21 protein-coding genes are annotated in these 23,797 nt (G+C 67.8%); all 21 read right to left on the bottom strand.

From position 1 onward, the window contains the following. Positions 1-97: 97 nt before the first annotated feature. Positions 98-1,201, bottom strand: coding sequence for an RIP metalloprotease RseP (gene rseP, locus O7R11_RS01165; RefSeq protein WP_337995639.1), 1,104 nt, complete (start codon positions 1,199-1,201; stop codon positions 98-100). Further along, complete coding sequence (locus O7R11_RS01170; RefSeq protein ID WP_337995640.1) at positions 1,201-2,412, bottom strand: 1-deoxy-D-xylulose-5-phosphate reductoisomerase; 1,212 nt, start codon at positions 2,410-2,412, stop codon at positions 1,201-1,203. Before O7R11_RS01170 ends, rseP begins: the two co-directional genes overlap by 1 nt. After that, positions 2,409-3,197, bottom strand: coding sequence for a phosphatidate cytidylyltransferase (locus O7R11_RS01175; protein ID WP_337995641.1), 789 nt, complete (start codon positions 3,195-3,197; stop codon positions 2,409-2,411). Before O7R11_RS01175 ends, O7R11_RS01170 begins: the two co-directional genes overlap by 4 nt. Before the next feature lie 19 nt (positions 3,198-3,216). After that, positions 3,217-3,969 carry an isoprenyl transferase gene (locus O7R11_RS01180; protein ID WP_337995642.1) on the bottom strand — a complete coding sequence of 251 codons (753 nt, stop codon included), beginning with the start codon at positions 3,967-3,969 and terminating at the stop codon, positions 3,217-3,219. Then, positions 3,969-4,544 carry a ribosome recycling factor gene (gene frr / locus O7R11_RS01185; RefSeq protein ID WP_337995643.1) on the bottom strand — a complete coding sequence of 192 codons (576 nt, stop codon included), beginning with the start codon at positions 4,542-4,544 and terminating at the stop codon, positions 3,969-3,971. The genes O7R11_RS01180 and frr overlap by 1 nt, the downstream gene beginning before the upstream one ends. Positions 4,545-4,548: 4 nt before the next feature. After that, positions 4,549-5,277 (bottom strand): UMP kinase, encoded by a 729-nt coding sequence (gene pyrH / locus O7R11_RS01190; protein ID WP_337995644.1) that lies wholly within the window; start codon positions 5,275-5,277, stop codon positions 4,549-4,551. 182 nt (positions 5,278-5,459) lie between these two features. Beyond that, on the bottom strand, positions 5,460-6,389 hold the full coding sequence (gene tsf / locus O7R11_RS01195) for a translation elongation factor Ts (protein ID WP_337995645.1): 930 nt from the start codon (positions 6,387-6,389) through the stop codon (positions 5,460-5,462). A 119-nt stretch (positions 6,390-6,508) separates the two neighbouring features. Beyond that, positions 6,509-7,318 carry a 30S ribosomal protein S2 gene (rpsB, locus tag O7R11_RS01200; RefSeq protein WP_337995646.1) on the bottom strand — a complete coding sequence of 270 codons (810 nt, stop codon included), beginning with the start codon at positions 7,316-7,318 and terminating at the stop codon, positions 6,509-6,511. Positions 7,319-7,467: 149 nt separating this feature from the next. Continuing rightward, complete coding sequence (dnaE, locus tag O7R11_RS01205) at positions 7,468-10,941, bottom strand: DNA polymerase III subunit alpha (RefSeq protein ID WP_337995647.1); 3,474 nt, start codon at positions 10,939-10,941, stop codon at positions 7,468-7,470. 11 nt (positions 10,942-10,952) lie between these two features. After that, complete coding sequence (locus O7R11_RS01210) at positions 10,953-11,633, bottom strand: ABC transporter ATP-binding protein (protein ID WP_337995648.1); 681 nt, start codon at positions 11,631-11,633, stop codon at positions 10,953-10,955. After that, positions 11,626-12,852 (bottom strand): lipoprotein-releasing ABC transporter permease subunit, encoded by a 1,227-nt coding sequence (locus O7R11_RS01215; RefSeq protein ID WP_420792965.1) that lies wholly within the window; start codon positions 12,850-12,852, stop codon positions 11,626-11,628. The genes O7R11_RS01210 and O7R11_RS01215 overlap by 8 nt, the downstream gene beginning before the upstream one ends. 35 nt (positions 12,853-12,887) lie before the next feature. Further along, on the bottom strand, positions 12,888-14,201 hold the full coding sequence (gene proS / locus O7R11_RS01220; protein WP_337995650.1) for a proline--tRNA ligase: 1,314 nt from the start codon (positions 14,199-14,201) through the stop codon (positions 12,888-12,890). A gap of 85 nt (positions 14,202-14,286) precedes the next feature. Then, positions 14,287-15,954, bottom strand: a complete 1,668-nt coding sequence (locus O7R11_RS01225; protein WP_337995651.1) for an adenylate/guanylate cyclase domain-containing protein — start codon at positions 15,952-15,954, stop codon at positions 14,287-14,289. A gap of 10 nt (positions 15,955-15,964) precedes the next feature. After that, positions 15,965-16,360: a hypothetical protein gene (locus tag O7R11_RS01230; protein WP_337995652.1), complete on the bottom strand. Its 396-nt coding sequence runs from the start codon at positions 16,358-16,360 to the stop codon at positions 15,965-15,967. A gap of 185 nt (positions 16,361-16,545) precedes the next feature. Further along, positions 16,546-17,118: a DNA-3-methyladenine glycosylase I gene (locus O7R11_RS01235; RefSeq protein ID WP_337995653.1), complete on the bottom strand. Its 573-nt coding sequence runs from the start codon at positions 17,116-17,118 to the stop codon at positions 16,546-16,548. Positions 17,119-17,144: 26 nt separating this feature from the next. Then, the gene (gene mce, locus O7R11_RS01240; RefSeq protein ID WP_337995654.1) at positions 17,145-17,549 is read right to left on the bottom strand and encodes a methylmalonyl-CoA epimerase; all 405 of its coding nucleotides are present in this window, start codon (positions 17,547-17,549) and stop codon (positions 17,145-17,147) included. Positions 17,550-17,576: 27 nt separating this feature from the next. Further along, positions 17,577-19,235 (bottom strand): ribonuclease J, encoded by a 1,659-nt coding sequence (locus tag O7R11_RS01245; protein ID WP_337995655.1) that lies wholly within the window; start codon positions 19,233-19,235, stop codon positions 17,577-17,579. After that, positions 19,232-20,011 (bottom strand): type III pantothenate kinase, encoded by a 780-nt coding sequence (locus O7R11_RS01250; RefSeq protein ID WP_337995656.1) that lies wholly within the window; start codon positions 20,009-20,011, stop codon positions 19,232-19,234. Before O7R11_RS01250 ends, O7R11_RS01245 begins: the two co-directional genes overlap by 4 nt. Before the next feature lie 43 nt (positions 20,012-20,054). Then, positions 20,055-20,813, bottom strand: a complete 759-nt coding sequence (locus O7R11_RS01255; RefSeq protein WP_337995657.1) for a biotin--[acetyl-CoA-carboxylase] ligase — start codon at positions 20,811-20,813, stop codon at positions 20,055-20,057. Between the two features lies 1 nt (position 20,814). Further along, positions 20,815-22,260: an NADH-quinone oxidoreductase subunit NuoN gene (gene nuoN, locus O7R11_RS01260; RefSeq protein ID WP_337995658.1), complete on the bottom strand. Its 1,446-nt coding sequence runs from the start codon at positions 22,258-22,260 to the stop codon at positions 20,815-20,817. A 16-nt stretch (positions 22,261-22,276) separates the two neighbouring features. Continuing rightward, positions 22,277-23,797 carry an NADH-quinone oxidoreductase subunit M gene (locus O7R11_RS01265; protein WP_337995659.1) on the bottom strand — a complete coding sequence of 507 codons (1,521 nt, stop codon included), beginning with the start codon at positions 23,795-23,797 and terminating at the stop codon, positions 22,277-22,279.

The following is a 23,797-nucleotide window of genomic DNA, read 5'->3' on the forward strand; positions in this document are numbered from 1 at the left end:
AGCGTCGCACGCCATCCGTGGCGACCCAGATCCCTCGGCTTAAAACTCATCTTCCGGCCCCCAGCCTTTTCGAACGCCGATCACCCCTGGCCGCCGTTCACGACAGCCAGCGGTGAATGTACCGCGAAACATCGTTCCAGGTCGCGAAGATCATCAGCGCCCCGACCAGGCCGACACCGATTTTCAAACCGATGTCCTGCACCCGCTCGGGCAGCGGACGACCGCGTACGGCCTCGAACGCATAAAACAGCAAATGCCCCCCGTCTAGCAAGGGGATAGGCAAGATATTGATCAAGCCGAGGTTCACCGAGAGAAACGCCATCATGGTGATCAGCGGCAGCAGGCCCGCTTTCGCCGCTTCCGCCGATATCTCGGCGATGCGGATCGGCCCGCCGATCTCGTCGGAACCGCGCATGCCGCGCACCATCTGGGAGATCGCGACGAAGGTGTCGCGCACCATGCCCCCGGTCATCTGCGTCGCCGAAACCAGGGCGGAAACCGGCCCATGGCGGTACAGAATCGTCTCGCCGCTGGAAAGCACGCCCATCATCGGCGTGCGCTCCACCGAGCCGAAGCGATCGGCCCGCTCGACGATGCGGGGCGAGACCGAAAGCGTCACCTCCCCGCCGGTGCGCGCCACCCGCACCCGCATCGCACGGTCGATGGAGAGCTGCGTCATCGCGCGCACCTGCTCGAAGCGGGTGATGCGCCGCCCGTCGATCTCGACGAAACGGTCGCCGGGCAGGATTCCCGCCGCTTCCGCCGCCGAGCCGGGCAGCACGCGGCCCACCGTCGGCGCCGTCGTCGGCTGGCCCACCGTCATGAACACCGCGGCATAGACGAGAATCGCAAAGATCACGTTGGCGAGCGGCCCCGCCGCGACGATGGCGATGCGCTTGCCCACCGGCTGCGTCGGGAAGGCGCAGCGGCGGTCCTCCTCGGTGACGATCTGGCTGTGATCGGCCTTGCCGCTGGTCTCGTCCGCATCGCCCAGCATGCGGACATAGCCGCCGAGCGGCACCAGACAGAACTTCCAGCGCGTGCCGCGCCGGTCGTTGAAGCCGAACAGCTCCCGCCCGAAGCCGATGGAGAACGCCAGAACCCGCACGCCGCACCAGCGCGCCACCAGGAAGTGGCCGAGCTCGTGGATGAAGACCACGCCGGAAAGCACGAAGAGAAAGGCCAAGCCTTGGTACGCCATCAGATGTTCCCTGTCCTGTTCACGGCGCGCTGCGCGACGGCGGTTCGGCCCAGGCCCCGGATCGCCAGGACCGCCGCCTGCCGCGCGAGCGCGTCTACGGCAAGGACATCTTCCAGGGTGCGCGGCGGCGCGACGCCGGGACCGCCCAGCACCGCCTCGACGACTTCGGGAATATCCAGAAAACCGATCTCCCGGCGCAGGAAGGCCTGTACCGCGACCTCGTTGGCCGCGTTCAAGAGAGTAGGGAACGCCCCGCCGCTCCGCAAGGCCTGGCGGGCCAGAGCCAGGCAGGGAAACTTCTCCGTATCCGGCGGCGCGAAGGTGAGCGCCCCCAGCGTCGCGAAATCCAGCCGCCGCACCGGCGTTTTCATCCGCGCGGGCCAGGCCAGAGACACCGCGATCGGCGTGCGCATGTCGGGCGCGCCCATCTGCGCCAGCACCGCGCCGTCGCAGAACTCCACCATCGAGTGGATCACCGACTGCGGGTGGATCACCACCTCGATGCGCTCCTCCGGCGTGGCGAACAGGTGGAAGGCCTCGATCACCTCCAGCCCCTTGTTCATCATCGTCGCGGAATCCACGGAGATTTTCGCGCCCATGCTCCATTTCGGGTGCCTGACCGCCTGGCGCGGCGACACATCGGCCATCTCGGCGCGGGTCAGCATGGAAAACGGCCCGCCCGAAGCGGTGAGGATGATCCGCTCGACGCAGGCCGCCGCCTCCCCGGCGAGCGCCTGGAAGATCGCGCTGTGCTCGGAATCCACCGGGATCAGGGCGGTGCCGCAGCGCGCCACCTCCGCCTTGAAGATCTCACCGGCGCAGACCAGGCATTCCTTGTTGGCGAGCGCCAGAACCTTGGCGTGGCGCGCCGCCGCGAGCGTCGGCTCCAGCCCCGCCGCGCCGACGATGCCGCCGATCGCCCAGTCCACCGGGCGGGAGGCCGCCTCGATCAGCGCCTCCTTGCCCGCCGCCGCGGCGATGCCGGTGCCCGCGAGCGCCTCCTTGAGCGGCGCATAGAGGTCCGCCCGGCCGATCACCGCCACCGCGGGCCGGATGCGCTTCGCCGCGGCGGCCAGGGCATCGACGCGGCTGTGCGCGGTCAGCGCCTCGACGGCGAACGCCTCGGGCGCGCGCGCCAGAAGGTCGAGCGCGCTCGAGCCGATGGACCCGGTCGCGCCCAGCACCGAAACCCGCCTGGGTTCCGCCGTCATCCCATCGCTCCCATGTCGCGCATCATTCCGAACACCCACAAGGCGGCCGGAGCCGCCGTCATCACGCCGTCCACGCGGTCCAAGAGGCCGCCGTGACCGGGGATCAGGCGGCTCGAATCCTTTGCCCCGACGCGCCGCTTCACTGCCGATTCGAACAGGTCGCCCGCCTGCGCCACCACCGCGAGCGCCGCGCCGAAGAGCGCCGGAAGCGCCGCCCCCGCGCCGGGGAACACGCCGAAAACGGCCAAAACCGCGCCTGCCGCGGCGGAACAGGCCATGCCGCCGACGAGCCCCGCCCAGGTCTTGTTGGGGCTGATCCGCGGCGCAAGCTTCGGCCCGCCGATGCCGCGCCCGAAGGCATAGGCCCCGATGTCGGTGGCCCAGACCATGGCGAACAGCGCCGCGGTGACCGAAAAGCCGTAGCCATGGCGCAGGGCGAGCACCGCGAGGCACGGCACCGCCACATAGAACGGCCCGAAGCACAAAAGCGCGAGATCGGCCCTGCCGCGCCGCCGCGCCAGAATCCCCACCGCCGCGGCGGTCGCAACGGCGCAGGCGAATCCGTATTCCCAGCCGAGGGCGGTTGCGGCGGCCACCGCCGCCACGGTTCCGGCGATCGCCGCGCCGCGCATCGGCCCGGCGCGCGGCGCAAGCAGGCCCTGCCACTCCCAGATCAACGCCGCCGCCACCGCGACGATCACCGCGTCGAACACCGGCGCGCCCGCATAGATCGCCGCCAGCATCGCCGGAATCATCAGAAGCGAGGACAGAATCCGGACCGGCAATCCGCCCGTCTTTGCGGTTTCAGGCGGTGATCGCACCATATCGCCTTTCCCGCCGGCCGTATTCCCCCAGCGCCGCCAGCAGGGCCGCCCGGTCGAAGTCCGGCCACAGAGTCTCGACGAACACGAACTCGGTATAGGCCAGCTGCCACAGCAGGAAATTGCTGATGCGCTGCTCGCCGCTGGTGCGGATCAGAAGATCCGGGTCGGGAATGTCGGGCGCGAACAGCCGCGCCGAAAAGGCCGCCTCGTCGATCGCCTCCGGCGCCAGGGCGCCGTCCCGCACTTCCGCCGCCAGGCGGCGCGCCGCCTCGACGATCTCGGCGCGGCCGCCGTAGCTGAGCGCGATCACCAGGGTCAGCGCGGTGTTGGCGGCGGTCAGCGCCTCCACCTCGGCCAGTTGCTCCCGGATGTCGGCGGCAAGCCGCGCGCGGTCGCCGATCACCCGCAGGCGCACCCCCTGCCCGTGCAGTTCGCGCGCCTCGCGGCGCAGGTAGAGCCGCAACAGCCCCATGAGGTCGCGCACCTCGGTTTCCGGGCGCTTCCAGTTCTCCGAGGAGAAACCGAACAGGGTGAGATAGGAAACGCCGATCTCGCCCGCGACGCGCACCACTTCGCGCACCGCCTCCACTCCCTTGCGGTGGCCGGCCGCGCGCGGCAGGTGCCGGGCCTTCGCCCAGCGCCCGTTGCCGTCCATGATGATCGCGACGTGGCGCGGCACCGGCGGCAAGCCGTTCTGCGCGCGCGCGGTTTGCGCCTCCGACCTGTCCACCATCAAACCTGCATGATTTCCTGTTCTTTGGCGGTGAAGATGTCGTCCACCTGCTTGATGGTCTTGTCCGTCATCTTCTGGATGTCCTCGCTGAACTGGTGGTGGTCATCCTTCGAGACGGCGCCGTCCTTCTCCGCCTTCTTCAGCGCCTCCATGCCGTCGCGCCGCGCATTGCGCACCGAGACGCGGCTCTGTTCCGCATACTTGCCCGCAATCTTCGAAAGCTCGCGGCGGCGTTCCTCGGTCAAGGGCGGAATCGGCACGCGCACCGTCTGGCCGTCCACCACCGGGTTGAGGCCGAGGCCGGAATCGCGGATCGCCTTCTCCACCGCCTTGACCGCGCCCTTGTCCCACACCTGGACGGAGAGCATGCGCGGCTCCGGCACGCCGATGCTGCCCACCTGCTTCAAGGGGGTGAGCGCGCCGTAGACCTCGGCCTGGATCGGCTCGAGAAGGCCCACCGAGGCGCGCCCGGTGCGCAGGCCCGCGAACTCCTTCTTCAAGGCGTCCACGGCCATCTCCATGCGGCTTTCGATGTCGAGCATCAGTTCGTCGAAATCAAACGCATCCGCGGACATGGCCTCAGTCCTCCCTCGTGATGATCGTACAAATGCCCTTCTCCCCTTCCAGCACGCGCCCGAGAGAGCGCTCCGCATGCAGGGAGAAGACCAGGATCGGAATGTTGTTTTCCCGCGCCAGCGCGATCGCCGAAGCGTCCATGACGTTCAGGCCCTTGACCAGCACCTCGGTGAAGGTCAGCCGGTCGTAGCGCACCGCGTCGGGATTGGTCTTGGGATCGTCGGAATAGACGCCGTCCACCTGCGTCGCCTTCATCAGCACGTCGCAGTTCATCTCCGCGGCGCGCAGGGCGGCGGCGGTGTCGGTGGTGAAGAACGGGTTGCCGGTGCCCGCGGCGAAAATCACCACGCGGCCCTTTTCCATGTGGCGGACGGCGCGGCGGCGGATGTAGGGCTCGCACACCGCCGACATCGGAATCGCCGACTGCACGCGGCAGGGAATGCCGACGCGCTCCAGCGCATCCTGCACCGCAAGCGCGTTGATCACCGTGGCGAGCATGCCCATGTGGTCGGCGGTGGCGCGGTCCATGCCGCGCGTCGCCCCGGTGACGCCGCGGAAGATGTTGCCGCCGCCGATCACCAGGCAGATTTCCAGGCCGGCGTCGTGCGCCACCTTGATTTCCTTGGCCAGACGCTCGACGACGCGTTCGTCCAACCCGTACTCCTGCTGGCCCATCAGGCCCTCGCCCGACAACTTCAGCAGGATACGGCGAAAACTCGGCTGCGCGGTCATGACACCCCCCGAACACACACATACGGAACGCCGCGACGGGATATTGGCGTCCCGGCGCGATGATACACGATTATGACCGCCTGTCTTACGAGAATCCACCCCCGGCGGCATGAGGATGAACCGATAAGCGGCTGAAAAAAGGGGGCCGCAAGGCCCCCTCGATGCGATGGGAAGCGGACGCCTCAGGCGCCCTTGACCGCCGCCGCGACTTCCGCCGCGAAGTCGGATTCTTCCTTCTCGATGCCTTCGCCCAGGCACATGCGGACGAAGCCGGTGAGCTTCACCGGGGCGCCGATCTGCTTCTCGGCGTTGGCCAGCACCTTGGCGATCTTGGTCTCGCCATCGACCACGAAGATCTGCTCCAGCAGCACGGTCTCCTCGTAGTACTTGCGGATGCGGCCATCGACCATCTTGGAGATGATCTCCTCCGGCTTGCCGGAGGCGCGGGCCTGCTCGGAAAGCACGTCGCGCTCGCGCGCCAGCGACGCGCCATCCACCGAGGAAACGTCGAGGAACAGCGGATTCGCCGCGGCGACGTGCATGGCGATCTGCTTGCCGAGCGCTTCCAGCGCGTCGGCGTCGCCGATCGACTCAAGGGCGACCAGCACGCCGATCTTGCCGAGACCCGGCACCACCTGCGCATGCACGTAGGAGGCGACCACGCCCTTCTCCACCGCGAGGCACGCGGTGCGGCGCAGGCGCATGTTCTCGCCGATGGTGCCGACCATCTCGGTCAGCTGTTCGGCGACGGTGCGGTTGGCCTCGCCATAGGGCATGGCGGCCAGGGTATCGACGCAGCCCTCGGCGTCCAGCGCGAAGTTCGCCGCCTTGGCGACGTAGGCCTGGAAGATCTCGTTGCGCGCGACGAAGTCGGTTTCGGAGTTGACCTCCACCACCGCGGCCTTGGCGCCCGCGGCGGCGACGCCGATCAGGCCTTCGGCGGCGACGCGGCCGGCCTTCTTGGCGGCGGCGGCAAGGCCCTTCTTGCGCAGCCAGTCCACGGCGGCTTCGATGTCGCCGTCGGTTTCGGTGAGGGCCTTCTTGCAGTCCATCATTCCGGCGCCAGACTTCTCACGCAGTTCCTTGACGAGAGCGGCGGTAATCGCGGCCATGATTCTCGATCCCTTGATTGCTTAACGATGGATAGATAAACGCGGTGGACACGTAAAAAGTCCAAGGCCGGGCAGCCCCCGAAGGGGCGCCGCGGCCAAGGACGTAAAGCTTCGAAGCCTCAGTGCAGGGCTTCGCCTTCGGCCGGAGCTTCCACGGCGGCGGGAGCTTCCGCCACCGCGGCGACCTCCTCGATCACGATATCCGCGGCCTCGCCGATATCGACTCCGTCTGCGGTGAGCTCCGCCTGGATGCCGTCCAGCACCGCGCCGCTGACCAGTTCGCAGTAGGTGTTGATCGCGCGGATCGCATCGTCATTGCCCGGCACCGGGAAGTCGATGTCGTCCGGATCGGAATTGCTGTCGCAGATCGCCACCACCGGGATGCCCAGCTTCTTGGCTTCCTGCACCGCCAGGCTTTCCTTGATCGTGTCGATGACGAACAGGATGTCCGGCAGGCCGCCCATTTCCTTGATGCCGCCGAGGGCGCGTTCCAGCTTGTCGCGCTCGCGGTTGAGGTTGAGCTGCTCGCGCTTGGTCAGGCCCTGGAGCTCGCCGTTGGCGATGCGCTGATCGATCTCGCGCAGACGGCGGATCGACTGGGAAACCGTCTTCCAGTTGGTCAGCATGCCGCCGAGCCAGCGGTGGTTGACGTAGTACTGGCCGCAGCGCCGCGCCGCATCGGCGATCGGCTCCTGCGCCTGGCGCTTGGTGCCGACGAAGAGGACGCGGCCGCCGCCGGCGACCACCTGCTGCACCGCCTGCATCGCGCGGTAGAGCATCGGCACCGACTGCTGCAGGTCGATGATGTGGATGTTGTCGCGCACGCCGAAGAGGAACGGAGCCATCTTCGGGTTCCAGCGGCGGGTGTTGTGGCCGAAGTGCACGCCGGCCTGAATCAGCTGGCTCATCGAGAAATTCGGAAGCGCCATGATATCCTCGCTTTTCCGGTTGAAACGTCCGCAGGCCGAGAGAAGGTCTCCCTTCACCGGAGCGACCGTGCATAAGCACGCCCGCGAGGCCCGCGTGAGTGATGGGCGCGTCATACCCGTTTCCGGGCGGAATGGCAAGCCTGTTGTGATTACAGCTCTTGCAGGGAAACGATTCCCGCAAGGTTGCGCAGCGCCGCCAGGGTCTGCGGCCCGAGGGTGCGGCCTTCCGCCAGGGCCAGGTCCACCTCGCGGTCGGGCAGCCGCGCGGTGAGGCGGATCTGGTGCCGCCCGGCGGGCGCCTCGGCGAGGATGCGGCGCAGCTGCGCCAGCGGCGCGGCGTCTTCGATGACGATGCACAGGCCCTTCACCGCGCGCGCCGCGGCGCGGTCGAGCGAGGAGACCTCCTGCGCGGTGAGGCGTAGCTGGTCGTCCTCGGCCCGCACCTCCACGGTCATCAGGAGCGGCTGGTTGGCCTCCAGCAGCTCGCGGGCGGCCCCCAGCACCTCGGAGAACAGCGTCACCTCGAACGAGCCGGTGGCGTCGGAGAATTCGGCGAAGGCATAGCGCTTGCCGGTCTTGCCGATGCGTTCGCGCATCGCCACGACGATCCCCGCCATCTTCACCCGCGAAACCCCGCCGCTGCGCACCGAGGCGGCGAGGTCGGCGGCGTGCACCACGCCGAGGCGCTCCATCAGCGAGGCGTAGGCATCCAGCGGATGCGCCGAGAGGTAGAAGCCCACCGCGCCGAACTCCTGGTTCAGGCGCTCCATCGGCGGCCAGTCCTCGCAGGGCGCGAGCTTCGGCGGCGGCACCGCCACCCCGCCGCCGCCGAACATGCTCACCTGATTGGAGGTGCGTTCCTCCGCCGCCGCCTGGGCGTACTTGATGAGGATGTCGAGATTTTCGAGGATGCGGCTGCGGTTCGGCTCCAGGCTGTCGAACGCTCCTGCGCGCACCAGGTTCTCCAGGGAGCGGCGGTTGAGCACCTGCGGCTCCACCCGCTCGGCGAAGTCCATCAGGCTGTTGAACCGGCCGCCCGCCTCACGCGCCGCCACCAGGGCCTGCATCGCCGCCTCGCCGACGTTCTTCAGCGCCGCCAGGGCATAGCGCACCGCGCCCCTGCCCTCCGCATCGTATTCCACGGTGAACTCTGCGCCCGAGGCGTTGACGTCCGGCGGCAGCACCTTGATCTTCAGGCGGTCCAGTTCCTGCTTGAAGTGCGCCAGCTTGTCGGTGTTGTGGAGGTCGAGCGTCATCGTCGCGGCGAGGAACTCCACCGGGTGGTTCGCCTTGAGATACGCCGTCTGGTACGCCACCAGGGCATAGGCCGCGGCGTGCGACTTGTTGAAGCCGTACCCCGCGAACTTGTCCACGTGCTCGAAGATGTGCGCCGCCTGGGTGGCGTTCACCCCCTTGGCCGCCGCGCCTTCCAGGAAGGTCTGGCGCTGCTTGTCCATCTCCGACTGCTTCTTCTTGCCCATGGCGCGGCGCAACAGGTCCGCGCCGCCGAGGGTGTAGCCCGCCAGCACCTGGGCGATCTGCATCACCTGTTCCTGGTAGATGATGATGCCGTAGGTTTCCTTCAGCACCGCCTCCAGGCTCGGGTGCATGTATTCCACCGGCTCGTCGCCGTGCTTGCGGTTGATGTAGCTCGGGATGTTGCTCATCGGGCCGGGGCGGTAGAGCGCCACCACCGCGATGATGTCCTCCAGGGTGTCGGGGCGCAGCTTGCGCAGCACGTCGCGCATGCCCTGGCTTTCCAGCTGGAACACCCCGGCGGTGTCGCCGCGGGTCAGCATTTCGTAGCTCGGCCGGTCGTCCAGCGGCAGCGCCTCCAGGCTCAGGCGCACCCCCTTCTTCTCCAGGTGCTTCACCGCGGTGGCGAGCACGGTGAGCGTCTTCAGGCCGAGGAAGTCGAACTTGATCAGGCCGGTGCTCTCCACCCAGGCCATGTTGAACTGCGTCACCGGCATGTCGGAGCGCGGGTCGCGGTAGAGCGGCACCAGTTCGTCGAGCGGGCGGTCGCCGATCACCACGCCCGCCGCATGGGTGGAGGCGTTGCGGTAGAGCCCTTCCAGCTTCAGGCCGATATCGAAGAGCTGCCGCACCTGGGAGTCGGAATTCCGCATCTCCCGGAGTTTCGGCTCGCCCGCGATGGCTTCGCCCAGGGTCACCGGCTTGGCCGGGTTGTTGGGCACCAGCTTGCAGATCTTGTCGGTCTGGCCGTAGGGCATGCCGAGCACGCGGCCGACGTCGCGCAGCACCGCGCGCGCCTGGAGCTTGCCGAAGGTGATGATCTGCGCCACCTTCTCCCGCCCGTAGCGCTCCTGCACGTATCGGATCGTCTCTTCCCGGCGGTCCTGGCAGAAGTCGATGTCGAAGTCGGGCATGGAGATGCGTTCGGGGTTGAGGAACCGCTCGAACAGCAGGTTGAAACGCAGGGGGTCGAGGTCGGTGATGGTGAGCGCCCAGGCGACCACCGAGCCCGCGCCGGAGCCGCGCCCCGGTCCCACCGGAATGCCCTTCGCCTTGGACCACTGGATGAAGTCGGCAACGATGAGGAAGTAGCCGGGAAACCCCATCTGCACGATCACGCCGAGTTCGTAGTCCAGGCGCTCGCGGTAGGGCTTCGCCGCCTCCTCGCGTTGCCCCTGGTTCATCTCCGGTGTGAAGACATGCACCTCAAGACGTTTATCCAGGCCGATTTTCGCCTTCTCGCGGAGGATATCCTCCTCCGAGGCGCCGTTGTCGGTGAATGCGGGCAGCAGGGGCTTGCGCTGCGGCACGCGGAAGGCGCAGCGCCGGGCGACGACCAGGGTGTTGTCGCACGCCTCCGGCAGGTCGGCGAAGAGTTCGCGCATCTCCGCGGCGGATTTGAAGCCGTGCTCCGCGGTGAAGCGGCGGCGGTCCGGCTGATTCAGCGTCACGCCGTCGCTGATGCAGATCAGCGCATCGTGCGCCTCGAACATTTCGCGCGGGCCGAAATAGACGTCGTTGGTCGCCACCAGCGGCAGGTCCCGGGCATAGGCCAGGTCCACCAGCGCGGCCTCGATGCGCTCCTCGTCGGGCAGGCCGTGGCGCTGCACCTCCACATATGTCCGCCCCGGAAAGGCGGCGGCGAGCGCGGCGAGAGAGGCGGCGGCCTCCGCCGCGTTTCCGGCGAGAAGCGCCCGCCCCACCGCGCCGTCGGTCATGCCGGTGAAGAGGATGAGGCCCGCGGCGTGCTCCGCCAGAAAGGCGAAATCCACCTGCGGCGGCACCGAGCCGTCGGCATCGCGGTAGGAATGGCTGACCAGCTTCAGCAGGTTGGCGTAGCCCTCCTCGTTCTGCACCAGGAGGAGAACCCGGTCCGGGTCGTCGAAACGGGCGTCGCGCCCGGTTTTCGGGTCCACCCGCGGCCGCACCGGCGTGAGGTTGAGCACCGTGCCGACGATCGGCTGCAGGCCCGCGTCCGCGCCGTAGGAGGAGAACTCCGCCACGCCGAACATGTTGCCGAGGTCGGTGACGGCGACCGCCGGAAAGCCGCCCGCGGCGGCCATGGCGATCAGCTCCTTCATCTTGATCGCGCCGGTCGCCAGGGAATAGGCGGTGTGGACGCGCAGGTGGATGAACCCGGCCGTCATCCCCCGCCCCTCTACACTTCGACCAGAACGCCGGAGCGCAGGGCGACGCGGCGGTCCATGCGCGCCGCGAGGTCGGGGTTGTGGGTGGCGATCAGCGCGGCGAGGCCGTGCGCGCGCACCAGGTCCAGCAGTTCGGCGAACACCGCATCGGCGGTGGCGGGGTCGAGGTTGCCGGTGGGCTCGTCGGCGAGCAGCAGCATCGGCTCGTTGGCGAGCGCGCGGGCGATCGCGACGCGCTGCTGCTCGCCGCCGGAAAGCTGCCCCGGGCGGTGGCCGCGCCGCGCCGCGAGGCCCAGGCGGTCCAACAGGGCGCAGGCGCGGCTGATCGCCGCGCCGCGGTTCTGCCGCGCGATCATCTGCGGCAGCACCACGTTCTCCAGCGCCGAAAACTCCGGCAGCAGGTGGTGGTGCTGATAGACGAAGCCCAGGGACTCGCGGCGCAGGCGGGTGCGCTCCGTATCTCCCAACGAGCCGCAGGCGCGGCCGCAGATGCTCACCTCGCCCTCGTCCGGGCGTTCGAGCAGGCCCGCGATCTGCAACAGCGTGGACTTGCCGGAACCCGACGGCCCGACCAGGGCGACGATCTCCCCCGCCCGCACCGTAAGGTTCGCGCCGGAGAGCACTTCGAGCGCGGCATCCCCCTGCACGAAGCGGCGGCAGACGGCGGAAAGAATGAGGGTCCGCTCACTCATAGCGCAGCGCCTCCACCGGATCGAGGCGTGCCGCGCGCCATGCCGGATAGATCGTGGCGGCGAGCGACAGGAACAGCGCCATCAGCACCACGGAGACCACCTCCCCCGGGTCCACCACGGCGGGCAGCTTGGAAAGGAAATAGATTTCCGCGTTGAACAGGTCCGCGCCGCTCAAGGTTTCGATGAAACGGCGGATGTGCTCGATGTTGGCGCAGAAGGTCAGCCCGAGCGCCACTCCGGCGGCGGTGCCGACGACGCCGATGGAGGCCCCGGCCATCAGGAAGATGCGCAGCACCGCGCCCCGCGTCGCCCCCATGGTGCGCATGATCGCGATGTCGCGGCCCTTGTCCTTCACCAGCATGATCAGGCCGGAGACGATGTTGAACGCCGCGACCAGGATGATCAGGGTGAGGATGAGGAACATCACGTTGCGTTCCACCTGCACCGCGTTGAAGAACGACGAATTGGCGTGCCGCCAGTCGTAGACCGAAAGCGACTGGCCGATCATCCGGTTGACATCGCGGCCGACGCGGCCGGTATCGTCGGCATCGGCGAGGCCGATGTCGATCTGCGAGGCCAGGCCCGGCATGGCGAAGAACAGCTGCCCCGCGTCCATCGGGATGAACACGTAGGTGGAGTCGTATTCCGACATGCCGACCTTGAACATCGCCACCACGGTGTAGGCGCGCACCCGCGGCACCGAGCCGAACACCGTGGCCTGCCCCTTGGGCGAGATCAGGGTGATGCGGTCGCCGACGGAAAGCCCCATCTTGCGCGCCATGCGCTCGCCGATCACCGCCGCATCGGCGCCGCCGAAGGAGCGCAGGTCGCCTTCCGTGATGTTGTCGGCGAAGATCGGCCGGGCGCGCAGGTCGCCCGGCGCGATGCCGTGCACCAGGGCGCCGAGGTTGACGCCGTTGGCCGAGGCCATCACCTGCCCCTCCACCACCGGCATGGCGTAGGTGACGCCCGGAATCCCGCGGATGTTGCGCGCCATCTCGTCGTATCCGGCGATCCCCTGCCCCGCCAGGGCATAGACCGCGAGGTGGCCGTTGACCCCGAGGATGCGGCCGAGAAGCTCGGCGCGGAAGCCGTTCATCACCGACATCACGATGATCAGGGTGGCCACCCCCAGCATGATCCCGGCAAACGAAAACCCGGCGATCACCGACACGAAGCCTTCCTTGCGGCGCGCCCGCAGGTACCGGAAGGCGACCATGCGCTCGAAGGGACCGAACACGAACGAACTCCTGCTCAGGCGGTGAGCCGCGCGATGGCGGCCTCGGGCGACAGCGTATCACGTGCGCCGGTGGCGCGCGCCTTGATCTCGACGACGCCGTCCTTCAACCCTTTCGGGCCGACGACGAGCTGATAGGGCAGACCCAAGAGGTCCATGGTGGCGAATTTCGAACCCGCGCGCTCGTCGCGGTCGTCGTAGAGCGCCTCGACGCCCGCCGCAGCGAGTTCGCCGTAGAGCTTTTCGCACATCGCATCGGTGTCCGCGTCGCCGCTCTTGAGGTTGACCAGGCCGACCTTGAACGGGGCCACGCTCTCCGGCCAGATGATCCCGGCGTCGTCGTGGCAGGCCTCGATGATCGCACCGGCGAGGCGGGAGACGCCGACGCCGTAGGAGCCCATTTCCAGGAGAATCGGCTGGCCGTCCGGCCCCGCCACGGTGGCGTTCATCGGCTTGGAATACTTGGTGCCGAAATAGAACACCTGCCCCACCTCGATGCCGCGCGCGGTGATCAGGTCGTCGCCCAGTTCGGCGGCCTTCGCCGGGTCGTGCACGTCCTCGGTGGCGGCGTAATGGCTGGTCCAATCCTTGAACACCGGTTCCAGGTCGGCCTCGTAGTCCGGTTCCTGCGCCAGGGGGTCCTTCTCCAGGAAGGCCTTGTGGCAGAACACCCGGCTTTCGCCGGTTTCCGCCAGAATGATGAATTCGTGGGAAAGATCGCCGCCGATCGGCCCGGTCTCGGCCTGCATCGGGATCGCCTTCAGGCCCATGCGGGCGAAGGTGCGCAGGTAGGCGACGAACATCTTGTAGTAGGACACCCGCGCCGCCTCCGGCGTCAGATCGAAGGAATAGGCGTCCTTCATCAGGAATTCGCGGCCGCGCATCACGCCGAAGCGCGGGCGGACCTCGTCGCGGAACTTCCACTGGATGTGGTAGAGCATGCGCGGCACGTCGCGGTAGCTCTTGGCGAGGTCGCGGAAGATCTCGGTGATCTGTTCCTCGTTGGTCGGACCGTAGAGCATCTCGCGCTCGTGGCGGTCGCGGATGCGCAGCATCTCCGGCCCATAGGCGTCGTAGCGCCCGCTCTGCCGCCACAGCTCCGCCGACTGGACGGTCGGCATCAGAAGCTCCTGCGCGCCCACGCGGTCCTGCTCCTCGCGGACGATCGCCTCGATCTTGCGCAGCACCCGAAGCCCCATCGGCAGCCAGGAATAGATGCCGGCGCTCGCCTGCCGGATCATCCCGGCGCGCAGCATCAGACGGTGGGAAACGATCTGCGCCTCGCTGGGAGTCTCCTTGAGGACGGGCAGGAAATAGGCGGAAAGACGCATGTCACGACCACTCGGCAATTGACGGGTTTGCCCCAAGGGGATAGCGGGTCCGGAAAGGCTTTGCAACGGTTGTTCGGGGAAAGACTCAGGGCGTGGCCTCCGCGCCGCGCAAGGCCGCAATGGATTCCTCGGAGAGGGCGTGCACCGCAAGCGTGCCGACGCGGCCACGCACCTCCACCTCGCGCCGGGTTTCCGGCGGCGGGGCCAGCCCGGCGCGCTCCGCCGCCGCGGCGGAGATCACCATCGGCACGCCGAGGTCCTTGGTCATGCTCTCCAGCCGCGCCGTGGTGTTGATGGTGTCGCCGATCGCCGAGACGTGGCGCACCGCAGGCGGCCCGATATCGCCGACGATGGCGACGCCGAAGTGGATGCCGACGCCGATGCGCAGCGGGAACGGCAATTCCTCCGCCAGGGCTTGGTTCAGCCGCGCCACCCGGCCGAGCATGTCGCAGCCGCAGCCCCAGGCGTCGGCACAGGCCGCTTCCTCGCCGCCCGCAAGCCCGAACAGCGCCATCAGGCCGTCGCCGGTGAAGGTGGCGTAGTGGCCGCGATGCGCGGTGAGCGCCGCTTCCATCTCGGTGAAGAACTGGTTGAGGATGAACAGCACGTCGTAAGGCAGGCGGCTCTCGCCGAGGCGGGTGGAGCCGCGCAGGTCGATGAACAGGCAGGCCACCGTCTGCTCGCGCCCGGCGAGGTGCGCCTTCTGCCGACCCTGGCGCGCGGTGACGCCGGGCGGCAGCAGCGGCAACACCGCGAGGTTCGCGTGCGGGCGCAGCTGGCAGGCCAGCCGCACCCCCGCCTCCGCCTCGATGCGGTGCAGGGCGGCGGCCTCGCCCGGGTGCGGCTCCGGCAGGGACTCCGCACCATCCACCACCTTGACCCGGCAGGTGGTGCAGCGCCCGCGCCCGCCGCACACCGAGGCGTGCGGCACGCCATGGTCGCGCAGCACCTCCAGCACCGTGGCGCCGGGGTCCACCGGCAGGCTTCGCCCGCCGCTTCCGGCGAGGCGCAGCATCGGCCCGCCGCGCAGCATCGCCTGGCGCGCCATGCGGTAGAGCAGCACCGTGGCGATCACCGCGCCGACCGAGGCCGAGAGCCAGCGCCCGCGCGCCACGATCCACCCCCAGACCTCGGGGCTGATCCCCGCCTCGGCCAGCGCCATGCGCGCCTCTTCCACATCCTGCACGCGGGCCGCGGCGGCCATGCCGCCCGCCACGTGCCCGGCCACCGAAAGCACCGGAATCAGCACCGCGGCGACGAGGAGGAACGGCGCAGTGCGCGGGTACCACGGCTTGAGCTTGAGGTTGAAGTGAATGCCGATGCAGGCGTGCAGCCACACCACGAAGATCGCGCCGATGGTGGTGTAGGCCTTGGAGGGGAAGATCACCCAGTGGATCAGGTCCATGTCGAAGAAGTTGACGCTGGTGCCGTCCACCAGGCTGCCGATCAGGCCGATGCTGACGTGTTCCGCCATGATCACCGGGATCGCCAGGCCCGCGAGGTACTGGGTGACCTCCATCGCCGACATCCGCAGGGTGCGCCGCCGCGCCAGGGCGACCATGGCGAGGCCCATGTGGGTGAGCCCCGAGCCGATGAGCAGAATCAAACCGGGAACGGTCTTCCACGGCGCGGTGAAGATCGCCTGCGCCGCGACCGAGAGATCGACCGAGACGATCCCCAGGGCATGATTGAGGTAATGCCCGAGGACATAGACGAAGAGGACGATGCCGCTGCCGAGGCGAAGACGCGTCATCCACATCGGCTCAGCGCCTCGCCGCGCGGCAGGCGGCGATGAGATCCGCCTCGTTATCGGTGTGGACCACCTGGCCGTTCACCGTGACCCGGCCGTTGTCGATTCGCACGTTGGCCACCGTGGTCTTGGCCTCGTAGGGGCCGCGCGCGTCGAAGCCCAGGCGCTTCGCCACATCGAGCGTCACCGGAAACTCGATCACTTGAGGAGGTTCGATGCGCAGGGTGGGCTGCGCGTCCGCCGGAGCCACCGGGCGGCCGTAGACGTCCACCCCCGGCTTGTAGTCCGCGCCGCCGGTGCTTTGCGCCTTCACCGCGCGGGCGCAGGCATCGTCCGTCTGCGCGTCCGCGGCGGGCGCGGCGGCGAGGACAAGACCGATGAGCACGGCAAACGCTGGGTTGAATTGCATGCACGCCTCCTTAACGATGAATCAAAATAACCCGGCAACTGAAATTCGTTCATCATTGTTGTTGAAACCCATAAAAAAATCCGGCACACTCTCTTTCAGCCCAAGTTTGAGGAGGACGGCCGCCGCACATCGTGGGTCCGGCGTTTCTCTTGATTACGCCAAGTTCAACTTCCCGGCAGGATCTGTCACCGATCCTGCCGGTTTTTTTTGTCCGCGGCCATCCACGGCGGCGAAAGCCGCGCGATCTCCGCAAACACCGGGCACTCCGGTGCGTGCGCGCCGGGCAAATAGCCGATACTCATCAGGAATTCGTTGACGATCTCGCCGCCGACGAAGCGGAAGCGGGACTTGAACAGTTTCACCCAGCCGGGCAGGTCCAGCGGGTGATGCGCCGCGATCCATGCGGCGAAAGACCCCGACTCGCTCGCGATGTCGAGGACGGTCTGCGCGTTGGCGATCACCGCGTCGATCTTCAGGCGGTTGCGGATGATCCCCACATCCGCCAGCAGGCGGGCGCGGTCTTCCGGCCCGAAGGCGGCGACGGCGGCGATGTCGAAACCGGCGAAGGCGGCTTTGAAGGCTTCGCGCTTCTTCAGCACGGTCAGCCACGAGAGTCCCGCCTGGAAGATCTCCAGACTCAGGCGCTCAAAAAGAACCCGGTCATCGGCGACGGGAAAGCCGTATTCACAATCGTGATACGGCCCGTGCCAGGGATGACCGGGTGCGATGTCGCAATACCAGTTGGCCGGGGGAGCCACGCCCCCCGGCTCGGATGGCTTCGCGTTCAGTCCTTGACCTCTTCGAGCTCGACCAGAGCGCCGTTGAAATCCTTCGGGTGAAGGAAAATCACCGGGTGGTCGTGGGCGCCGATCTTCGGCGGGCCGAGGACGCGCTTGCCGGCCTTCTGCATTTCGGCAGCGGCGGCCACGACGTCGTCGGTCTCGAGGCAGATGTGGTGGATGCCGCCGTTCGGGTTCTTCTCGAGGAAGGCCGCGATCGTGGACTTCTCACCGAAGGGGTGGATCAGCTCGATCTTGGTGTTCGGCAACTGCACGAACACAACGCTCACGCCATGCTCCGCCAAGTCCATCTGACCGGACACGTCGGCGCCGAGCACATCGCGATACATCGCGGCGGAGGCGTCCAGATCCGGCACGGCGATCGCCACGTGGTTCAACCTGAGTTTCATTTTCACTCTCCTGCGAAACTTGAAGTGTTATACCCTCAGAACCTGCACATAGGTGACAGGCTTCTTCCCCGTCTCGACGAACAGGACACGGCGGACGGCCCGCCTGACAGCTTCCTGAAGCGTTTCGTCGGAACGGCGCCCCCTCGCGGGCAACGCAGAAACCGCTTCGACGGCAGCGTTCGACGCCTTGTCGGCGGCGACGTCCCCTGCCTCTAGCAACCCTGGAGCCGTTATGCGCGGTGGCGACAACATAACCCCCTTGTCATCCACCGCAATCGTCACAACGGCGCAGCCGTTATACATGATGCGCCGCCGGTTGCGAAGTATTTCCGAGTTGCGGTCGAGGAGTCTGTTGCCGTCTAAAGCTAGACGGCCGCTTGGAACGGTTCCAACCTTTCCCGGCTCGCCCGGGGCAAGGCGCACCACCACCCCGTCGAACGGAACGATAACCTTCTGAATCCCCAAGCTTTGGGCGAGGCGGGCATGCGCCTCCATGTGGAGATTCTCGCCGTGCACGGTGACCAGAGCCTGCGGCCGCAAGAGGCGGTAGAAGGTTTCCAGTTCTTCCCGCGCCGGATGACCGGAAACGTGAATGTCCGGGAAATCCCGCACCGTCACCACCTCGACTCCGATCCCGGCGAGGCGATTCTGAACGTCGAGAACCGCGCGTTCGTTGCCCGGAATGACGCGGGAGGAAAAGATCACCGTGTCCCCCTCCCCCAGCCTGACGTTGGGGTGGGTGGCCCCCGAGATGCGCGCCAGCGCGGCGCGCGGCTCCCCCTGCGAGCCGGTGGCGATGAACAGGATACGGTCGTCGGGGATGTAGCCCGCGTCGGCTTCCGCAACCAGGGGGCCGATATCCAGCGGCTGGCCGATCGTCTCGCACGCCTCCACCACGCGGTGCAGCGAGCGTCCGAGCAGGCAGACGTCGCGCCCCGCGGCGCGCGCCGCCTTGGCGATGCTTTCCACCCGCGCCGCGTTGCTGGCGAAGCAGCCAACCGCGACGCGGCCCTTGCACTTGGCGATCTCGCGCGTCAACGCGATGCGCACGTCCGCCTCGGAGCCGGAATGCCCTTCCACCTGCGCGTTGGTGGAATCCCCCACCACCGCCAGCACCCCGGCGTCGCCGATGGCGCCCAGCGTCTCTTCCGCCACCGCGTGGCCGAGCAGCGGGTCCGGATCGAGCTTCCAGTCGCCGGAGTGCACCACGTCGCCGTAGGGAGTCTTGATCAGGAGCGCGCTCGGCTCGGGGATGGAATGGGTGAGCGCGACGAAGCGGATGTCGAACGGCCCGCAGGTGCAGGAGCCGCCCACCGGCACGGTCACCACCGGCGGGTCCAGCTCCGCCTCCTTGAGCTTGCCGTCCAGCATCGCCAGGGTGAACGGCGTGGCGTAGATCGGGCAGTCCAGCGACGGCCAGAGGTGCCCCACCGCGCCGATGTGGTCCTCGTGCGCGTGGGTGAGCACCAGGCCGCACACCGACTCCTTGCGCTCGGCGAGGAAGCTGGGGTCGGCCATCAGGACATCGACGCCCGGCGTCGCGTCGTCGTGGAAGGAGATGCCGCAGTCCACCACCAGCCACTGGCCGTCGCAGCCGTAGGCATAGAGATTCATCCCGATTTCGCCGACGCCGCCGAGCGGCACGAGAACCAGTCCTTCTTCCGGATCGTGGGTCGCCCAGGTCATGCCGTCTTCCCCGCGTTGCGGCGATAGATCATTTCCAGGCCGCGCAACGTGAGGTCGGGGTCGAGATGCTGGATCACCGGAGTGTGGCGGTGGAACAGCGGCGCCAGGCCGCCGGTGGCGATCACCGTCATCGGCGCGCCGTATTCCTCCCGGATGCGCGCCACCAGGCCTTCGATCAGGCCCACATAGCCCCAGAACACCCCGGACTTGATCGCCGAAACGGTGGAGGTGCAGATCACCTTCTGCGGCGGCTCGATGGCGACGCGCGGCAGCTTGGCCGCCGCCATGTGCAGCGCCTCCAGCGACAGGTTGATGCCGGGCGCGATGCAGCCGCCCGCGTAGGCGCCCTCCGCCGTCACCACGTCGAAGGTGGTGGCGGTGCCGAAGTCGAGCACGATCAGCGAGCCGCCATAGGTCTGGTACGCCGCCACCGCGTTGACGATGCGGTCGGCGCCCGCCTCTTCCGGGCTTTCCAGAAGCAGGCGGATGCCGACATCGACGTTGGCCTCGCCCACCACCAGAGGCTCCACCTGGAAATAGCGCAGGCACAGGCTCTTCAGCGAATAGACGATGCCCGGCACCACCGAGGCGATGATCGCCCCCGTGACGTCCTCGCGCTTCAGCCCTTCCAGCCCCATCAGCTGCGCCAGCCAGATGCCGAACTCGTCTGGGGTCTTGCGGGTGTCGTTGGCGGCGCGCCAACTCGCCCGCAGGCGTCCGCCGTCGTAGACCGCGAACACGATATTGGTGTTGCCGGAATCGATCGTCAGGATCATTTCGGTGTCGCTCCCGCCCCTTTTGTGCGGCGCGGACCCTGGCTCAGCCGAAGAAAACGTCCCCGGCGTGGATCACGCGCTCGCCCTCCGGCAGCCCGGATAGCACCAGACCGCCGTCGCCGTCCAGGTTTTCGAACACGCCTTTGACGGTTTCTCCCGGCAGGCGCACCGTGATCGCCTGTCCCACGCCGCGCGCGCGGGCGAGCCAGGCGGCGCGCAGCGGGGCGAACCCCTCCGCCCGCCAATGCGCAAGCCAGGCGGAAAACCGCGCGAGAAACGCGGCCAGAACCGCCTCGCGGGAGACCTCCGCCCCCTCGCGGGCGAGCGAGGACGCGGGATAGAGCGTCCCTTCGCCCGGCTGCCAGGCGATGTTGACGCCGACGCCGACCACCACCGCGGGCGGCAGAGCGCCCTTCGGCAGGCAGCCTTCCAGCAGGATGCCGGAGATCTTGCCGTGCGCGCCGAGAAGGTCGTTCGGCCATTTGCACGTCACCGGCACCGCGGGCGCCACCTCGGCGACCGCCTCGGCAAGCGCCACCGCGGTGAGGAAACTCAGTTGCCCGGCCTCGGCCAGGCCGCACTCCGGCCGCACGATCAGCGAAAACAGAAGATTGCCGCCGCCGCTTTCCCACACCCGGTCCTGGCGGCCGCGGCCCTCGGTCTGCGCGTCGGCCCAGACCACCGCGCCTTCCGGCTCGCCCGCATCGGCAAGCAGGCGCGCTTCGCGATTGGTGCTGCCCACCGTGCCGCGGCGGAAGAGCCGCCAGCCCGCGGGCAGCGCCACGGTGTGGCTGTTCTCCACCTCAGCCCCCGAACAGCGCCTTGGCCGCGGTGTCCGCCGCAAGCACGATCTGCGGCAGCGGGAAGAGGAAGAACACCGCGACGAACACGCTGGCGATGCCCAGCACCAGCCGCGCCTGCGCGGTCATCGGCTCGAACTGGTCGCCCGCCTCGTCGAAGTAGATGATCTTGACGATGCGCAGGTAGTAGAACGCCGCCACCACGCTGGTCAGCACGCCGACCACCGCGAGCGGGATCAGCCCCGCATCCACCGCCGCCTTGAAGATGAAGAACTTCCCGAAGAAGCCGGCGAACGGCGGAATCCCCGCCATGGAGAACATCATCACCGCCAGCGCCGCCGCCATCACCGGGCGGTTTTTCGACAGGCCGGAGAGGTCGTTGATCCCTTCCACCAGGCGGCCGTTGGCGCGCATCGAGAGGATCACCGCGAAGGTGCCGACGTTCATGAACAGGTAGATGGTCATGTAGACCAGCACCCCGCCGATGCCCTCGGCGCTGCCCACCGCGAGGCCGACCAGGGCATAGCCGACGTGGCCGATGGAGCTGTAGGCCATCAGGCGCTTGATGTTGGTCTGGACGATCGCGGCGAAGCCGCCGAGCATCATCGAGGCCACCGAGATCGCCACGATCACCTGCTGCCACTGCGCCAGGAGGTCGCCGAACGGCGCGGACATCACCCGCAGGAACAGGGCGAGCGCCGCCACCTTGGGCGCCACCGAGAAGAACGCGGTGACCGGGGTCGGCGCGCCCTCGTAGACGTCGGGCGTCCACATGTGGAACGGCACCGCCGAGACCTTGAAGGCGAGCGCGCAGATGATGAACACCAGGCCGACGACGACGCCGGGGGAGACCGTCTCCGCCCCTTCGAACCCCTGCGCCAGGGAGTCGAAGTTGGTGGTGCCGGTGAAGCCGTAGATCAGCGACGCGCCGTAGAGGAAGAGGCCGGAGGCGAGCGCGCCCAAGACGAAATACTTCAGTCCCGCCTCGGTGGAGCGCGTGGCGTCGCGCTGATAGGCGGCGATCAGGTAGAGCGCCAGGCTTTGGGTTTCCAGTCCCATGTAGAGGGAGAGGAAGTCGTTGGCGCTGATCATCGCGCACATGCCGAGCACCGCGAACACCACCAGAACCGGAAACTCGAAGCGCGCCGCGTTCTCCTGCTCCATCCACTTGAGCGCGAGGATGAGCGTCGCCGCCGAAGCGCCGAACACCATCAGCTTGGCGAACACCGCGAACGCGTCGGTGATGAACAGGCCGTTGAAGGTGACCTGGCGCGGCCCGCCGAACGTCAGCGCCAGCACCGCGGCGGCGGCGAAGGCCGCAAGCGCCAGATGGCCGACCTGCCGCGTCGCGTCGCGTTTGCGGAACACGCCGAGCATCAGGAGCGCCATGCCCGCCAAGGCGAGGAATATCTCGGGGAGAGCCGGGATCAGGTTCGGAAGTTCACTCATCATCCTCTCCTCGCCCTCAGTTCAGCGCCAGGAGCGCCGGCGCGGTCTCGGCGGCGGCGCGCGCGGTCTCGAAATTGGCGATCAGGTTATCGACGGATGCCGACATCATGTCCAGGAACGGCATGGGATAGATTCCCATCCACAGCACCACGACGACGAGCGGCGCGAACATCAGGACCTCGCGCCCGCTCATGTCGGGCAGCGCCTTGAGGTCTTCCTTCTCCAGCTTGCCGAAGATGATGCGGCGGTAGAGGTAGAGCATGTAGCACGCCCCGAGCACCAGGCCGGTGGACATCAGCGCGGCGACCGGAGTGTTGACCTGGAACGCGCCGAGGATGACCAGAAGCTCGCCGACGAAGCCCGAGGTGCCGGGCAGGCCGACCGAGGCCATCATGAACAGCATGAATACCAGCGCGTACTTCGGCATGCGGTGCAACAGGCCGCCGTAGCGCGCGATCTCGCGGGTATGCAGGCGGTCGTAGACCACCCCGACGCAGAGGAACAGCGCGCCCGCGACGATGCCGTGGGAGAGCATCTGGTAGAGCGCGCCGGTGACGCCCTGGGTGGTCATGGTGAAGATGCCGATGGTGACGAAGCCCATGTGCGCGACCGAGGAATACGCGATCAGCTTCTTCATGTCCTCCTGCACCAGGGCGACCAGCGAAGTGTAGATCACCGCCACCACCGAGAGGCCGTAGATCAGCGGCGTGAACTCGGCGGCCGCCTGCGGCAGCATCGGCACCGAAAAGCGCACGAAGCCGTAGGCGCCCATTTTCAGCAGCACGCCCGCCAGGATCACCGAGCCCGCGGTCGGCGCCTCCACGTGCGCATCCGGCAGCCAGGTGTGGACCGGCCACATCGGCACCTTGACCGCGAAGGAGGCGAGCATGGCGAGGAACAGCCACATCTGCAGCCCCGGCGCGAAGTGGTGGGCGAGGAGCGCCGGAATGTCGGTGGTGCCCGCATCCATGAACATGGCGAGAAGCGCCACCAGCATCAGCACCGAACCGGCCAGGGTGTAGAGGAAGAACTTGAACGCCGCATAGACGCGCCGCGAGCCGCCCCAGACGCCGATGAGAATGAACATCGGCACCAGCACGCCCTCGAAGAACACGTAGAACAGCACGAAATCGAGCGCGCAGAACATCCCGACCATCATCGTTTCGAGGATCAGGAAGGCGATCATGTATTCCTTCACCCGCGTCTTGATCGACTCCCAGCTCGCCAGGATGCAGATCGGGGTGAGGAAGGTGGACAGCAGCACGAACAGCACGGAAAGCCCGTCCACGCCCATGTGGTAGGAGATGCCGGTGCCGGGCAGCCAGTCGTTCTGTTCGGCGAACTGGAACTCCGCGGTGCCGTTCTCGAAGCCGAACCACAGGAACAGCGACATCACGAAGGTCGCCCCCGCGGTGAGCAGCGCGACGTTACGGGCGTTGCGGGTGACGATCTCCTCGTCGCCGCGGATCATCAGGATGAAGACCACCCCCACCAAGGGCAGGAAGGTGATGATGCTCAAAAGGGGCCACTCGTTCAT

Source organism: Oleispirillum naphthae (assembly GCA_027864655.1).
In the GTDB taxonomy this organism is placed as follows: domain Bacteria; phylum Pseudomonadota; class Alphaproteobacteria; order Rhodospirillales; family Rhodospirillaceae; genus Oleispirillum; species Oleispirillum naphthae.

What these genes read in the sequence shown, in the direction of transcription:
- dnaE (WP_337995647.1), bottom strand. Translation starts at nt 10,941, where the DNA reads ATGACGGCCGGGTTCATCCACCTGCGCGTCCACACCGCCTATTCCCTG.
- rpsB (WP_337995646.1), bottom strand. Translation starts at nt 7,318, where the DNA reads ATGGCGCTTCCGAATTTCTCGATGAGCCAGCTGATTCAGGCCGGCGTG.
- O7R11_RS01230 (WP_337995652.1), bottom strand. Translation starts at nt 16,360, where the DNA reads ATGCAATTCAACCCAGCGTTTGCCGTGCTCATCGGTCTTGTCCTCGCC.
- O7R11_RS01245 (WP_337995655.1), bottom strand. Translation starts at nt 19,235, where the DNA reads ATGACCTGGGCGACCCACGATCCGGAAGAAGGACTGGTTCTCGTGCCG.
- O7R11_RS01180 (WP_337995642.1), bottom strand. Translation starts at nt 3,969, where the DNA reads ATGGTGGACAGGTCGGAGGCGCAAACCGCGCGCGCGCAGAACGGCTTG.
- pyrH (WP_337995644.1), bottom strand. Translation starts at nt 5,277, where the DNA reads ATGACCGCGCAGCCGAGTTTTCGCCGTATCCTGCTGAAGTTGTCGGGC.
- tsf (WP_337995645.1), bottom strand. Translation starts at nt 6,389, where the DNA reads ATGGCCGCGATTACCGCCGCTCTCGTCAAGGAACTGCGTGAGAAGTCT.
- O7R11_RS01170 (WP_337995640.1), bottom strand. Translation starts at nt 2,412, where the DNA reads ATGACGGCGGAACCCAGGCGGGTTTCGGTGCTGGGCGCGACCGGGTCC.
- O7R11_RS01210 (WP_337995648.1), bottom strand. Translation starts at nt 11,633, where the DNA reads ATGAGTGAGCGGACCCTCATTCTTTCCGCCGTCTGCCGCCGCTTCGTG.
- nuoN (WP_337995658.1), bottom strand. Translation starts at nt 22,260, where the DNA reads ATGAGTGAACTTCCGAACCTGATCCCGGCTCTCCCCGAGATATTCCTC.
- O7R11_RS01265 (WP_337995659.1), bottom strand. Translation starts at nt 23,797, where the DNA reads ATGAACGAGTGGCCCCTTTTGAGCATCATCACCTTCCTGCCCTTGGTG.
- O7R11_RS01225 (WP_337995651.1), bottom strand. Translation starts at nt 15,954, where the DNA reads ATGACGCGTCTTCGCCTCGGCAGCGGCATCGTCCTCTTCGTCTATGTC.
- O7R11_RS01250 (WP_337995656.1), bottom strand. Translation starts at nt 20,011, where the DNA reads ATGATCCTGACGATCGATTCCGGCAACACCAATATCGTGTTCGCGGTC.
- rseP (WP_337995639.1), bottom strand. Translation starts at nt 1,201, where the DNA reads ATGGCGTACCAAGGCTTGGCCTTTCTCTTCGTGCTTTCCGGCGTGGTC.
- frr (WP_337995643.1), bottom strand. Translation starts at nt 4,544, where the DNA reads ATGTCCGCGGATGCGTTTGATTTCGACGAACTGATGCTCGACATCGAA.
- proS (WP_337995650.1), bottom strand. Translation starts at nt 14,201, where the DNA reads ATGCGTCTTTCCGCCTATTTCCTGCCCGTCCTCAAGGAGACTCCCAGC.
- O7R11_RS01215 (WP_420792965.1), bottom strand. Translation starts at nt 12,852, where the DNA reads ATGGTCGCCTTCCGGTACCTGCGGGCGCGCCGCAAGGAAGGCTTCGTG.
- mce (WP_337995654.1), bottom strand. Translation starts at nt 17,549, where the DNA reads ATGAAACTCAGGTTGAACCACGTGGCGATCGCCGTGCCGGATCTGGAC.